The organism is Polaribacter sp. BAL334, from assembly GCF_015767435.1.
Taxonomy (GTDB): Bacteria; Bacteroidota; Bacteroidia; order Flavobacteriales; family Flavobacteriaceae; genus Polaribacter.
This window is the reverse complement of the sequence record NZ_JADWOV010000253.1, coordinates 1-14,360: the sequence shown is the minus strand read 5'-3', so window position 1 is coordinate 14,360 and position 14,360 is coordinate 1. Positions and strand designations below refer to the sequence as shown.

Here is a 14,360-nt window from a genome sequence, read left to right as displayed (position 1 = left end):
TAAATATTTAAAATTATGATTAAAATAGGAATTAATGGATTTGGAAGAATAGGAAGACTAGCTTTTAGATCGTCAGTATTGAGAAAAAATGTACAAGTAGTTGCTATCAATGATTTGCTTGAAGTGGATTATTTAGCATACATGTTAAAATACGATTCTGTTCACGGAGAATTCAAAGGTGACGTTTCTGTAAAAGACGGAAAATTAGTTGTAAACGGAAATGAAATCAGAATTACTGCTGAAAGAGATCCTGCAAACTTAAAATGGGGAGAAGTTGGTGCTGATTATGTAATCGAATCAACAGGATTTTTCTTAACTGAAGAAACTGCTTTAAAACATATTGAAGCTGGAGCAAAAAGAGTTGTTTTATCTGCTCCGTCAAAAGACCATACTCCAATGTTTGTAATGGGTGTAAACCACACAGAATTGACTTCTGATATTAAAATATTTTCAAACGCTTCTTGTACAACCAACTGTTTAGCACCAATATCAAAAGTGTTGCATGACAATTTCGGAATCGTAGAAGGGTTAATGACAACTGTTCACGCTACTACAGCAACTCAAAAAACGGTTGATGGTCCTTCATCAAAAGATTGGAGAGGTGGAAGAGCTGCATTGCACAATATCATTCCTTCTTCAACAGGAGCTGCAAAAGCTGTAGGAAAAGTAATTCCTGCGTTGAACGGAAAATTAACAGGAATGGCTTTCAGAGTTCCTACAATGGATGTATCTGTAGTTGATTTAACTGTAAGATTAGAAAAACCTGCAACTTACGCACAAATTTGTGCAGCTATGAAACATGCTTCAGAAAATGAAATGAAAGGAATCTTAGGATACACTGAAGAAGCGTTGGTTTCTCAAGATTTTGTTGGAGATACTAGAACATCAATTTTTGATGCAGAAGCTGGAATTGCTTTGAATGACAACTTTGTAAAAGTAGTTTCTTGGTATGATAACGAAATGGGATATTCAACAAAAATTGTTGATTTAATTGAATATGCAGCTTCAGTTTCATAAAGAACCTAGCATTATATAAAAAAAAACCTACAAATCTTTTTTGTAGGTTTTTTTGTTTTTATTAAGAATGAAACTGTTAGATTACCTTTATCTTTACGACTGAAAAAGTGCGCATAAAAAATCAATCAAAAAAAATGAAAATAGGTATTGTTTGTTATCCAACATTTGGAGGAAGTGGAGTAGTGGCAACAGAATTAGGAATGGCTTTGGCAGACAATGGTCATGAAGTGCATTTTATCACATACAATCAGCCTGTTCGTTTGGATTTTTTATCTCACAAATTGCATTTTCATCAAGTATTGATTGAAGAATACCCATTGTTCCAATACCAGCCTTATGAATTGGCGTTGTCTAGTAAAATGGTGGAAGTGGTCAAAAAATACCATTTAGAAGTGTTGCATGTGCATTATGCAATTCCACATGCCTATGCAGCCTACATGGCTAAACAAATGTTGTTGGAAAAAGGAATCAATATCAAAGTGGTTACTACATTGCATGGAACTGATATCACATTAGTGGGAAGTCATCCAACCTACAAAGCAGCTGTTGAATTCAGCATCAATCATTCTGACGTGGTGACTGCAGTTTCTAATAATTTGAAAGAAACTACCAATGAATTGTTTCATGTAAACAAAGAAATTCAGGTAATTTATAATTTTATTGATATCAAAAAATACGAAAAAGCACAAGATGAAGAGTGTAATAGAAATGCTTTGGCAAAGCCAGAGGAACGAATCATTACGCATATTAGTAATTTTAGAAAAGTGAAACGAATAGAAGATGTAATCAAAATTTTCTATGAAGTTCAAAAAGAAATTCCTTCCAAATTATTATTAGTTGGTGAAGGACCTGAAAGAATAAAAGCGGAAAACTTGACCAAAAAACTCAAAATTAAAGACAGCGTTTATTTTTTAGGAAATAGTACAGAAGTTACCAAAATTTTATGTTATTCTGATTTGTTTTTGTTGCCTTCACAAACAGAAAGCTTTGGATTGGCAGCTTTAGAAGCCATGGCTGCAAGAACCCCAGTAATTTCTACAAATACAGGAGGCTTGCCAGAAGTCAATATTCATGGAGTTACAGGTTATTTAAGTGATTTAGAGGATATTGATGACATGGCAAAAAATGCAATTTCTATTTTAAAAAACGATGATATACTGAATCAATTTAAATTGAATGCACTTGAGCATGCCAAAAAATTCTCCATTCAAAATATCTTGCCTGTGTATGAAGAAGTGTATAAATCTTGTTATAAAACCAAAGTATCATAATATATTCACCTTTTAGGTGTAATTGAATTTTAAAATGAAATTGCCACGAATTGAAGGATTTTTAATTACAACAAATCCAATAAATTTGAATTTTCATCAAAGATGAAAACAATTATGGTGATGAAATTCTTACAATTTGTGAATTCGTGGCAAAAAAAATCTATCATCCAATAAAATAATTACACCCAAAAAGTTATATTAATACTATTTTAAAATTACTTTTTCTTTCATCAATTTATAATTACATACTTTTAATTAAATCCATAGTTTTTTTCTTGATTTTTGTGATTTATTAAGAATTTCTCAATAAAATCGAGAATCATACTGTATATTCTAATTATTTTTTTACCTTTCAAACTGATAATTATTGAACTACACACATGAAAAAACTAGCATTACATTGGAAGATTTTAATAGGAATGATTGTCGGAATTCTCTTTGGATTGGGAATGACAACCATTGATGGAGGAGCTATTTTCGTTGCCAATTGGATCAATCCTTTTGGGACAATTTTTGTAAAACTGCTGAAACTCATCGCAATTCCTTTAATTCTTGCTTCCTTAGTAAAGGGTATTTCTGATTTAAAAGACATTTCAAAATTCAAAAATATTGGATTAAAAACCATGTCAATTTATATTGGAACAACTGTCATTGCCATTACCATTGGGTTATTATTGGTAAATGTTTTAAAACCTGGAGATGGAATTTCAGAGGAAACAATTCAAAAATTAACAGAAACCTACGCAAATAGTGGAGATGTGCAATCAAAATTAGCAGAAGCATCCAAGCAAAAAGGTTCAGGTCCATTACAATTTTTAGTAGATATTGTTCCTGACAATGCTTTGAAAGCGATGGTTGATAATTCTGCCATGTTACAAGTCATCTTTTTTACCATTTTCCTCGGAATTTCTATGTTACTGATTGGTGAAAAAAGAGCAAAACCTTTGAAAGATTTTTTTGATTCACTGAACGAAGTAATTCTGAAAATGGTAGATATCATCATGCTTTCTGCACCGTATGCTGTTTTTGCATTGTTGGCAAATGTAGTTGTTTCTTCAGATGATCCTGATTTATTAGTGGCGTTATTAAAATATGCTGGAACTGTGGTGATTGGATTATTACTGATGATTTCTTTCTATATTGTCATCATTCGTATTTTCACAAAAATGAATCCGTTTTGGTTTTTAAAACAATTAAGTCCTGCTCAATTATTAGCTTTTTCCACAAGTTCAAGTGCCGCAACTTTGCCTGTAACTATGGAAAGAGTAGAAGAACATATTGGTGTTGATAAAGAAGTTTCTAGTTTTGTGTTGCCTGTTGGCGCAACCATCAATATGGACGGAACAAGTTTATATCAAGCTGTTGCAGCCGTTTTTATTGCGCAAGCATTGAGTTTCGATTTGACTTTTGCTGATCAATTAACCATCATTTTAACAGCATTATTAGCTTCCATAGGTTCAGCTGCTGTGCCAGGTGCAGGAATGGTAATGTTGGTTATTGTGCTAGAATCTATAGGTTTTCCCTCTGATAAATTGGCCATTGGTTTGGCGTTGATTTTCGCTGTTGACAGGCCTTTAGATATGTGTAGAACTGTGGTAAATGTTACTGGAGATGCAACTGTTTCAGTATTAATTGCAAATTCTATCGGAAAGTTAGGGAACCCAAAACCTAAAAATTGGGATGACAATTTAGATGAAATAAAATAAGATGACGATGTCTTTACAAGTTCCTTCTCCATTAGTTTCAGAAGATTGGTTGTTTCAAAATTTAGACAATCCATCACTTCTTATTTTGGACGCAACAATTCCTAAAGTTGGTGCTAAAAAATTGGAAGTAATTGAAGAAAAATTTCAAATCATAAATGCCTTATTTTTTGATTTGAATGATTTTTCAGATGCTGATGCACCTTTTCCAAATACCATATTATCTCCAGAAAAATTTCAGGAGAAAGCTCGGAAATTCGGAATTCAAAAAGAACATTGTATAGTGGTGTATGACGATTTAGGAATCTATTCAAGTCCAAGAGTTTGGTGGATGTTTCAATTGATGGGATTTACCAATATTGCAGTGTTAGATGGTGGATTTCCTGCGTGGAAAGCACAAAATAAACCCATTGAAAAACCTACAGAAAAGAAACTTTCTGAAGGAAATTTCACATCAAATTATCAATCACAAAAGATTTCTTTTGTCAATGATATTCTTGAAAATCTTACTTCAAATGAAAGCTTGGTGGTAGATGCACGTTCAGAAGGTCGTTTTTACGGAACAGAACCTGAACCCAGAAAAGAAGTGAAAAGTGGACGAATTCCAAAATCAGTGAGTTTGCCACACACCGCTATTTTGAATGGTACAAAAATGAAATCTAAACAAGAATTACAAGCGGTTTTTCAATCAAAAAACCCTTCAAATAAAGCCATGGTTTTTTCTTGTGGATCAGGAATTACAGCCTCAGTTTTAGCGTTGAGCACTGAAATTGCAGAAATCAAAAATCATTCAGTCTATGATGGTTCTTGGACTGAATGGGGCACTTTACCAAATTTACCCATTGAAATATATGATGAAAAATAACGATTGGACAAGAGAGGAATTTTTAGCATACGTGCTTTTGTATGCGGCTCATTGCGATTATTTTGAAGATTCAGCAGAGTTGAATTTTATTTTATCAAAAGTTGATGACAAGACATTTCACAGAATTCATACAGAAGTAGTTGTGGATTCTGAAGACCAAAAGTTGGATAAAATTCAGCAGTATGTTTCTGAAAATAATTTATCACAATCAGAAAAAGATGCCATTATAAGAGATATCAAAAATGTTTTTTTTGCTGATGGAACTGTGGATATTTTTGAGAAAAATCTGTTTGCAATGTTAAAGAAGATTATTGGGTAATTTGTACCTAAAAATAGTTTTCAACTTCTCTTAAATCATCAATAATCAAGTCTGCTTTTTCCAATGTTTGATCAGCAGCCAACGGATTTTTATATCCAAATACAAAAATTCCTGCGCTGTTTGCAGCCTCAATACCATTGTCAGAATCTTCAATTACCACACAATTTTGTTTAGAAATTCCTGACATCATTGCTGCTTTTTCAAAAATTTCAGGATGTGGTTTGGATGCTTTTAAATCAGCACCACTAATTTTCGCAGTGAAATATGCTTGCAATTGAAAACGATTGAAAACACGTTCAATGTTTTCCATGGCTGAAGAAGAAGCTAAAATCAATGTCAATCCTTTTTGATGGGCTTTTTTTATCAAATCTTCAACTCCAGAAACCAAATGTAAGGTAGGATCATTTTCAAAATAATTCACGTAACGCTTACGTTTATCTAATACCAGTTTTTCAGGATTTATGTCTAATTTGAAATGCTGTACCAATTTTTGAAATGCATTCAAAGTAGAAGAACCTGTAAATGTTTTATACAATTCTTCAGAGACAGGCACTCCAACTGCTTCAAAAGTCTCAAAATATGCTTTTTTATGGATTTCTTCGGAATCAATAATCACACCATCCATATCAAAAATGATGCATTGAATTTGCTTTGGAAGTATCATTTAATCTAAAAATTTAGCTTTGATTTCGGGAGTTGGCATCATGCAACTTTCTTTTTTTCCAAACCATTGATAGCGGTTTTTGGCAATAATATCATAAATCACATCTCGAAAACCAACAGGAAAAATGCGCAGTGCATAGGTGAATTTCCAAATTCCTCCAAAATTTTGCATGATTTTTAGTGCTGCATTGCTTTTAATTTCATAGGCAATTCCTGGTTCGTACAAAATAATGGCATCTATTTTTTTGGTATCAATTCCTAAATAGTTGGTCAATTCTTTTCCAGCTTCCGATTGCAGGTTTGCAAACAAAAAAGTGTTTTTTGTATCATATTTGATGATTTTTAAAACAACACTATTGCACAAATTACACACGCCATCAGTGAGAATAATTTTTTTATCTTTTGGGAAATCAATCATTTAGCTATTTTAATTTTAAAAATCACACAAAAATACTGCAAGTTTTTCAAAAACGCTGTAACATTTTTTGAATTGATACGTCTTATTTTTGTTAACAAGTCATTATAGCTTTTAACAAATACTTAGTATTCATGCCTTAAAATATTGAATACTTTCGTAAAAATAATTAACCAACAGATGATTAGAATAGAAAAACTCCATAAATCCTATCCCATAGGAAAAGAATCCATCCACGTTTTAAAAGGTATCGATTTACACATCAAAGAAGGCGAATTTGTATCTATTATGGGTTCCTCTGGTTCAGGAAAATCCACTTTACTAAATATTGTTGGTTTATTAGATATTCATGATGAAGGGAATTACTACTTGAATGGTGAACTCATCAAAGATATGAATGAGAAAAAAGCGGCGATTTTACGAAACAAATTTTTAGGATTTGTGTTCCAATCTTTCAATTTAATTTCTTATAAAACTGCTTTAGAAAACGTAGCCTTACCTCTTTATTATAAAGGAGTTAACAGAAAAGAACGTTTGGAAATTGCCATGGAATATTTAGAAAAAGTAGGGTTAAAAGAATGGGCAAATCATTTGCCTAACGAACTTTCAGGAGGACAAAAACAACGTGTGGCAATTGCGAGAGCTTTGGTTACCAAACCCAAAGTGGTGTTGGCTGATGAGCCAACAGGAGCATTGGATTCTACGACTACAGATTCTGTGATGGATTTGCTAAAAGACATCAATAACGAAGGAATGACGGTTTTTGTAATTACACACGAAGAAGAAGTTGCTGCACAAACCAAACGCATTGTGCGTTTAAAAGACGGCGTAATTGTGAGTGACGAATTGACCAAAAATACAAATTCAGTTTCACATGTTTGATATTGATCGTTGGCGGGAAATTTTTCAAAGCATCAATAAAAACAGATTGCGTTCTGTGCTTTCTGGATTTACAGTTGCATTTGCCATTTTATTATTTACGTTATTGTTTGGTATTGTCAGTGGGTTAAGCAACTCTTTCAAAAGTGCTTTTGCAGATGATGCTCAAAACGCGATGTTTGTGCGAGTTTGGCAAACATCAAAACCTTATAAAGGATTGCAAACAGGGAGAACTATTCAGCTTAAAAATGATGATTTTAATTATGTAAAAGAGGAATATGAAAATAAAATTCAATACCAATCTGCAAGAATCTACAAAAACTTTACCTTAAAATATAAAAACGAAGCCAATAGTTATAGTGTTCGTGCAGTGCATCCTGATCATCAATTTTTAGAAAAAACAATCATTGATGAAGGTCGTTATTTGAATGAAAAAGATTTGCAAGAAAAATCAAAAGTGATTGTAATTGGACGATTGATAAAAGCAGATTTATTTGGTGAAAAACCTGCTTTGGGAAAACGAATCAATATGAATGGAAGTTCGTATTTGGTGATAGGAATTTTTTCAGATGAAGGAGGAGATAATGAAGAAAGATTGGCTTACATTCCAACTACTACTGCGCAAATGATTTATGGTAATAACGATTACATCAGTCAAATTAATTTAGGATACAATCCAGATTTGAATTTAGACCAAGCTATTTCTTTTGGAAATCAATTGGAAAGAGATTTGCGTTCAAAGTTAAATATCCATCCTGATGATCAAAGTGCACTTTCTGTAAGAAACATGGCAGAAGCGAATAAAAATGTTGGCAGTTTTATGGCAATTTTATATGCAATCGTAATTTTGGTGGGTTCAGGAACATTGATTGCAGGAATTATCGGAATTAGTAACATCATGATTTTTGTAATCAAAGAGCGAACAAAAGAATTTGGAATCAGAAAAGCGTTAGGAGCACAGCCATTATCAATTGTTTGGATGGTGGTTCAAGAATCTGTTTTCATCACTACGATTGCAGGTTACTTAGGATTGTCTTTAGGAACGTATTTACTGAGTTTGATAGGTGATAGTTTAGAAAAAGATTATTTCATCAAAGATCCAAGTGTAAGCACAGGAATTGTTGTAGGAGCAACAATTGTATTAATTGTTTCAGGATTGATTGCAGGGTATATTCCTGCAAAAAGAGCCGCAAACATCAAACCTATTGAAGCTTTAAGAGCAGACTAAGCATATGAAATTTATATTCGATTCAGATTCTTGGCAAGAAATTTACGGAAGTATTCGTAAAAATAAAGTACGTACTGGAATTACCATTATAGGTGTTTTGTGGGGAATTTTCTTATTAGTTGTGTTGCTTGGAGCTGCACGTGGCATGGAAAATGGGTTTAAAAAATTGTTTGGAGATTTTGCCACAAACAGTGTTTTTGTTTGGACACAATCAACAGATACTCCTTTCAGAGGTTTTCAAAAAGGAAGAACTTTTCGCTTGAAAGAAGCTGATATTGAAATTTTGAAAAGAGAATTTGAAGGAGAAATTAAATTGTTAGCACCAAGAAATCAAACGAATAATTTAATCACGCATGATTTTAAATCAGGAAATTTTCAAGTTTGTGGAGATTATCCAGTGTTGGATCAAATTCAAAAGAAAAAGTTGATTTACGGGCGATTTATCAATGAAAATGACATGCTGACAACATCAAAAGTAACGGTCATTTCAGAAGATATGTACATTCAATTGTTTGATAAAGGTGTTTATCCGATTGGAGCTTATGTCAAAATTAACAATATCAATTACAAAGTGGTAGGTGTTTATGAGCCCTCAAATACCATCAATTTAGATGGAGACTCAGCTTACATTCCGTTTTCAACGTTTAAAAGAGTGTATAATACTGGTAATAATATTGATTGGATGGTGATTACTGCAGAAGAAGGAATCAATATTGAGCAAATGGAAAAAGATGTCATTTTAACATTGAAAAACTTGCACAATGTGCATCCTGAGGATAAAAGAGCCTTTGGGTCATTCAATCTAGGAACACAAATCGCAAAACTGACAGGATTTCTTACAGGAATGCAATTTTTAACATGGTTTGTGGGGATTGCCACTTTAATTGCAGGTGTTTTTGCCATCGGAAATATTTTATTGATTACCGTAAAAGAACGCACCAAAGAAATTGGAATTAGAAGAGCTATTGGAGCAACTCCAAGAAGTATACGTCAGCAAATTATATTAGAATCGGTTTTTTTAACCACCATAGCAGGTATGTTAGGAATTATTTTTGGAAGTGCAGTGTTATTTGTCATTGACACAGCGTTTGGTCAAGGTCCAGATGCAGCATTGGTAAACCCAACAGTAAATATTCCAATCATCATCATCGCATTTGCCACATTAGTAGTTTTAGGAACCTTAATTGGATTGATTCCTGCACACATGGCAACCATAGTAAAACCAATAGAAGCATTAAGAGAAGAATAAATCAATCAACAAATCATGAGTAAAAAAGCAAAAATCATTTTAATAATTATTGGGGTATTTTTTATTGCCGCATTAATTTGGTTCGGGAAAAAGAATAGTAAAAGTATTATTCAATATGAAACCGAAAAACCTTTTAAAACTACTATTTTAAAGAAAACAGTAGCTACAGGAAAAGTAACACCTTTGGAAGAAATTGAAATCAAACCTCAAATTACAGGGATTATTGATAAAATATTATTGTTAGAAGGTGCCAAAGTGGTGAAAGGCGATTTGATTGCAACAGTAAGAGTTGTGCCCAATGAACAATCGTTAATCAGCGCAAAAGGTCGTGTTGACAATATCAAAATCATTTTGGATAACGCGAAAATTGCGTTGGATAGAAACAAAAATTTGTTTGAAAGAGGCGTAATTTCAAAACAAGAATTTGAAAATATTGAATTGAATTACAATCAAACTATGCAAGATTTAAAGAATGCACAAAACGATTATCAAATCATTAAAAGTGGTTCTTCAGGCGCTGCAGGTGCTGCAAATACCAATATTTATGCGCAAATGACTGGAACAATTCTTGAAATTCCAGTGAAAGAAGGAGATCAAGTAATTCAATCGAACAACTTTAATGCAGGAACTACCATTGCTTCCATTGCTGATATGAACAAAATGATTTTCGAAGGAAAAGTAGATGAGTCAGAAGTTGGGAAATTAATCAATGGTTCAGAAATTGAAGTTTCTATTGGTGCCATTGAAGGCAAAAAATTTCCTGCAAAATTGACTTTTATCGCTCCAAAAGGAACAGAAGAAGCAGGAGCTGTTCAGTTTAAAATAAAAGCTGACGTTTTATTGGATGATAGTTATTTTATCAGAGCAGGATATAGTGCAAATGCAGACATCGTTTTGGAGAAAAAAGAAAATGTTCTGGCTATTAAAGAAGCCTTGTTACGTTTCGATTCTAAAACAGAAGAGCCTTATGTGGAAGTGAAAAAAGCAGATGGTACTTTTGAAAAGAGAACCTTAAAATTAGGTACTTCTGATGGTGTAAATGTTCAAATTTTAAAAGGCCTTAAAATGGAGGATGAAATCAAAATTTGGAATAAAACAACCAAAGAAGACGAAAAAGAAGAACAAAAATAAGATTTACCTATAATTTTAAAAAAGGAGCTGATTTTCAGCTCCTTTTTTTGTTTTATACATTTCAAATTTCTTAGGATATATAATCAGTTTTATGTATTAAAATTAGTAATAGCAAATGAATTTAATTTGATATAATTAATTATTATAATACGTTTGAGGTTTTAACAGACTTAAAACGTATTCTTATTAAAGGCGAAAAGCCTCATTTTAAGCCTCTCCTTTTTTAGAAAAACCAACTCTATTCCAAAAATAAACCTCGCTTAAAAAGCACTAAACAAGGTTATTTTTATACTTATTTTGATTTTTAAGCGTCTGGATAGTTTTTTGAAGTGGTTGTGCAACAGTTACCGCTGTTAGCGGCAGTGTTTCTTGTCATTAAAAAAGCCGTCCCAAAAATAGAACGGCTTGATTTATTGTGTATGGTTAAATTATCTGGTCTAGTGTGATTGAATTTGTGCAACAACAGTTGGAAAATCAAAATAGTCCCAGTCCTCTGCAACCTTTTCGTTTTCAAACCTTCTCATTATAATTCCTTCAAACTTTAGCTTTGCACCGCTTGCAGGAAAACCCAAAAAATCTCCTTTATGCGTACCTGTAAAATTGAATCGAATCACCAAGCGGTCGCCCTCCCCAACAATGTCAATAATTTCAGATTGCAAATCCGGGATTGCTGAATGAAAACCTTTGATTGCTTCCATAAAACCCTGAGGCGTTTTAGCAATAAATCCTCCTAGTCCATGATAAACATAATTGTCTGTTAAATATTCTTCAATGGCAGTGTAGTCCTTTTCATTGACTACTTTTTGCGAAATGTATCTCGCTATTTCTTTGTGTCTTTCTACCATAATTTTTACACTTTAGTGACTACCCATTTGACCAAACAAAAACCCTAAATACATATCAAACATCATGGCACTTTCTCTGTAAGGATATTTTGCGATTAGTTGAGTTTTAAATTCTTCCGCAGAAGGTTTTTTTGCAAATAATTCTTTGGCTACTTTTAAATAGTAAATACAATTCATCACTTCATCTTTGCCACAAGGCAAGCCATGCCCAGCTAAAATATAATTATATCCATCTGCTTTTAATACATTTTCTAACTCCGAAATCCATTTGTCAAACCAACCCATGCCTAGCCATAAATGAACCCCACTGTAAACTAAATCCTGAACAACGATTACACCTATTTGTGGTAGTTTTATTAATAGTTGAGCTTCGCTCTCGGCACCTTCTACCATTTCATATTGATAGATTAAGCCATCAATAACTTCTTCTGTATTTGGTTCAAGCGTGTGTGAAGGCACAACAACTTCATTTGGAATTAAATCACCAAACATTGGTTTCTGATTTTTAATCATTTGGGGACCCCATTCAGCTATTACTTTGTCAATTCCTGTTAGGGTATAAGCTGGATATTCACTGAAAGCCGAAGCCAAACCGAAATAATGGTCGGGGTGTCCGTGTGAAATAAAAATCCTGTCAATTGGTTTATTTAACGACAAGGCATATCCTTTGAAAGCTTGTGCCAATGGCGTTAAGAAGTGGGTATCTAGCAAAACTAATTTGTTTTCTGTTTCGATAATGTGCGTTGCGTTTGCCGCAGCTTCGTATGGTGCTAAAAAAGTATGAACTTTTACCCCATTAAAATCTTTTACGATTATTGAAGTTGAATTTTGTGTTGTCATTTTATATTTTTTTAGGATTTTCATTTAACTGAATAGGCGTATTGAAGAGCAACCGGGTCAAACGTTCCAAAGAAGGCACTTTCTGCCCATGTTTGGGTAGCTTGACCTATTTTCTGAAATTTTTCTTGGTTTTCATAAACTGTCATTCCAACAGCTAAACCTTCGGTATTTTGTCCGGCAACTACTTTAAATTCCCAGCTTTGTACAACACCGTCTTCTTTGCCCAATTTGGCGACGAAAGCTTTTCTCATTTTGTCAAATTCTGCTTCCTGACCTTCTTTTACTCTGCGAACAGCTATTTCCAAAATTTGTCCTTGTTTGTTTGCCAATGTTGCTAGATTAAACTCTCCTCCTTCTATGGGCTGCACAAATACATAGGCCTTCAAGTCCATAGTCTGGGCAAAACTCATGAAGTTACTCATCAGGTCGTTGTTGGATTGTACGGCTCCTAGTGTGGCGTTGGATTCGTACTCGGTCATGCCTATAAACACAGGCAATTTGTCGGGTGTAGGCAGTGCATAGAACGACTGAAACTCACGGTCGTTGGATACGCCATTTATTTTGGTGAGTTTTTCAATAAATGCTTTTCTTGCTTTCTCGAAATCTTCATTTTTTCCCTCCTTTACTGTGCGTACTGCTATTTCAAATATAGGGCTGGCAGTAGATTTGACCGATTGAGCATACGTGATGAAGCCCGAAACCAAGAGGCTGAATGTGATAAATAACCTTTTCATTTTTCTTTGTTTTAAGTTTTAAACAAAGTTATGATGGGCTAAAAAGTGAAAATTATCAATACAATAAATTTATTGTCATTTTGACAACTCTCTAAATTGTTGTGGCGTCTGAGACGTTATTTGTTTAAAGAAGCGGGTAAAGTTTGGAGGGTCGGAGAAATTGTATTCGTATGCAATTTCAGCATTGGTTTTAGAAGTGTATAAAAGTTCTTTTTTTACTTCCAATGCAAGTCGTTCCTTAATAATCTGTACGCTTGTTTTAGCATAAAAATCTAAACAAAGCTTGTTTAGATAAGTACGACTAATTCCTAATAAATCTGCATAATATTGAACATCATTGTGCTTTTTTATGTCTTTTTCTAAGGCGTAACGGAATTTTAATAGGTAATCATTCGTAAGCAATTTGGAATTTAATTTTAAATGCAAATTGGTGTAGAGGCGGTTCAACTTTATCAATAACTGATACAGATAAGCCCGAATTAGGTGTTCGCTATCTTGCTGAAAGTTTCTAATTTCTTTGTGTATTTCTTCAAACAAGTCAAAAATACCGGCTTGTTCTTGATTGTCTATTTGTAAATAAAGTGGATTGTCGGTATTATGAAAGTATGAAAACTTGAAAATAAAATTCTGCTCATTAAAAAACTTGTCCAAAAATTCTCCTTCGAAAAAAATAAAGTAACCGTCTTTAAAAGTAGCCTTACTGATGTCTACCAATTGAGACACAGGAATGAAGATGATTACATTTTTGCCAAGCGAAATAGTTTGATTATTTATTTTGATTGTCCCCGATGAATTTTTCAGAAATGCAATTGTATAAAAATCAGGAAGCACTTCCATTTTGTCAACGGCAAACTCTGATGTGTGAACCGTGTCAATAAGAATTTCCTTACCGTACTTATTTCTTTGAAATGTTAATTTCTGCATATTCTATGTCGTCTTAACATTGCCGCTAACGGTTAGTATATGAAAAGTAGGCGATTTTGAAGCACCAAACTTTCGGTTAAGTACAAACTTTGATACGAGCCAAAAGCCTCGAATTTACTACTATTTCGCCTATTTTTTATATACATTGTTGTAGCACGTTTTTAGTCTATTATTCTATCAAATGTTTTATATATAAATTCAGTTGATATTGAATCTTTAACAATTTTAAATTTCAAATTTGTAAATTCTGCTCCTCGACGACCAACTCCTTTTCTTT

At 33.2% G+C, this 14,360-nt stretch carries 15 protein-coding genes; 9 read left to right on the top strand and 6 right to left on the bottom strand.

Annotated features, from left to right (window positions below; genetic code table 11):
* Positions 1 to 15 precede the first annotated feature (15 nt).
* The 5 genes from gap to IU405_RS04205 all read left to right on the top strand — a co-directional run bounded on the left by gap (position 16) and on the right by IU405_RS04205 (position 5,175).
* Entirely contained in the window at positions 16 to 1,017 is a 1,002-nt protein-coding gene (gap, locus tag IU405_RS04225) for a type I glyceraldehyde-3-phosphate dehydrogenase (protein ID WP_197437366.1), read from the top strand.
* Positions 1,018 to 1,151: 134 nt separating this feature from the next.
* Positions 1,152 to 2,288: an N-acetyl-alpha-D-glucosaminyl L-malate synthase BshA gene (gene bshA, locus IU405_RS04220; RefSeq protein WP_197437365.1), complete on the top strand. Its 1,137-nt coding sequence runs from the start codon at positions 1,152 to 1,154 to the stop codon at positions 2,286 to 2,288.
* A 380-nt stretch (positions 2,289 to 2,668) separates the two neighbouring features.
* Positions 2,669 to 3,994 carry a dicarboxylate/amino acid:cation symporter gene (locus tag IU405_RS04215; protein ID WP_197437364.1) on the top strand — a complete coding sequence of 442 codons (1,326 nt, stop codon included), beginning with the start codon at positions 2,669 to 2,671 and terminating at the stop codon, positions 3,992 to 3,994.
* 7 nt (positions 3,995 to 4,001) lie between these two features.
* Entirely contained in the window at positions 4,002 to 4,856 is an 855-nt protein-coding gene (locus IU405_RS04210) for a sulfurtransferase (protein ID WP_197437363.1), read from the top strand.
* Entirely contained in the window at positions 4,843 to 5,175 is a 333-nt protein-coding gene (locus IU405_RS04205) for a hypothetical protein (protein WP_197437362.1), read from the top strand. Before IU405_RS04210 ends, IU405_RS04205 begins: the two co-directional genes overlap by 14 nt.
* Positions 5,176 to 5,182: 7 nt before the next feature.
* Here the strand turns inward: IU405_RS04205 and IU405_RS04200 are convergent, their stop codons facing one another.
* On the bottom strand, positions 5,183 to 5,839 hold the full coding sequence (locus tag IU405_RS04200; protein ID WP_197437361.1) for an HAD family hydrolase: 657 nt from the start codon (positions 5,837 to 5,839) through the stop codon (positions 5,183 to 5,185).
* Entirely contained in the window at positions 5,840 to 6,256 is a 417-nt protein-coding gene (locus IU405_RS04195; RefSeq protein ID WP_197437360.1) for a thiol-disulfide oxidoreductase DCC family protein, read from the bottom strand. It lies immediately after the preceding gene.
* 177 nt (positions 6,257 to 6,433) lie between these two features.
* Between IU405_RS04195 and IU405_RS04190 the strand changes: the two genes are divergently transcribed.
* The 4 genes from IU405_RS04190 to IU405_RS04175 are packed head-to-tail and all read left to right on the top strand — an operon-like array spanning position 6,434 to position 10,740.
* Entirely contained in the window at positions 6,434 to 7,135 is a 702-nt protein-coding gene (locus IU405_RS04190; RefSeq protein WP_197437359.1) for an ABC transporter ATP-binding protein, read from the top strand.
* A complete protein-coding gene (locus IU405_RS04185; protein ID WP_197437358.1) occupies positions 7,128 to 8,360 on the top strand; it encodes an ABC transporter permease in 1,233 nt (410 codons plus the stop codon). Before IU405_RS04190 ends, IU405_RS04185 begins: the two co-directional genes overlap by 8 nt.
* Before the next feature lie 4 nt (positions 8,361 to 8,364).
* Positions 8,365 to 9,609, top strand: a complete 1,245-nt coding sequence (locus IU405_RS04180) for an ABC transporter permease (RefSeq protein WP_197437357.1) — start codon at positions 8,365 to 8,367, stop codon at positions 9,607 to 9,609.
* 15 nt (positions 9,610 to 9,624) lie between these two features.
* Positions 9,625 to 10,740, top strand: a complete 1,116-nt coding sequence (locus IU405_RS04175; protein ID WP_197437356.1) for an efflux RND transporter periplasmic adaptor subunit — start codon at positions 9,625 to 9,627, stop codon at positions 10,738 to 10,740.
* Between the two features lie 437 nt (positions 10,741 to 11,177).
* Here the strand turns inward: IU405_RS04175 and IU405_RS04170 are convergent, their stop codons facing one another.
* From IU405_RS04170 to IU405_RS04155, 4 genes are all read right to left on the bottom strand, one after another.
* Positions 11,178 to 11,585, bottom strand: a complete 408-nt coding sequence (locus IU405_RS04170; RefSeq protein ID WP_197437355.1) for an ester cyclase — start codon at positions 11,583 to 11,585, stop codon at positions 11,178 to 11,180.
* 12 nt (positions 11,586 to 11,597) lie between these two features.
* A complete protein-coding gene (locus tag IU405_RS04165) occupies positions 11,598 to 12,425 on the bottom strand; it encodes an MBL fold metallo-hydrolase (protein ID WP_197437354.1) in 828 nt (275 codons plus the stop codon).
* A gap of 20 nt (positions 12,426 to 12,445) precedes the next feature.
* The gene (locus IU405_RS04160; RefSeq protein ID WP_197437353.1) at positions 12,446 to 13,159 is read right to left on the bottom strand and encodes a hypothetical protein; all 714 of its coding nucleotides are present in this window, start codon (positions 13,157 to 13,159) and stop codon (positions 12,446 to 12,448) included.
* A 75-nt stretch (positions 13,160 to 13,234) separates the two neighbouring features.
* Positions 13,235 to 14,083 carry an AraC family transcriptional regulator gene (locus IU405_RS04155; RefSeq protein WP_197437352.1) on the bottom strand — a complete coding sequence of 283 codons (849 nt, stop codon included), beginning with the start codon at positions 14,081 to 14,083 and terminating at the stop codon, positions 13,235 to 13,237.
* Positions 14,084 to 14,360 lie beyond the last annotated feature (277 nt).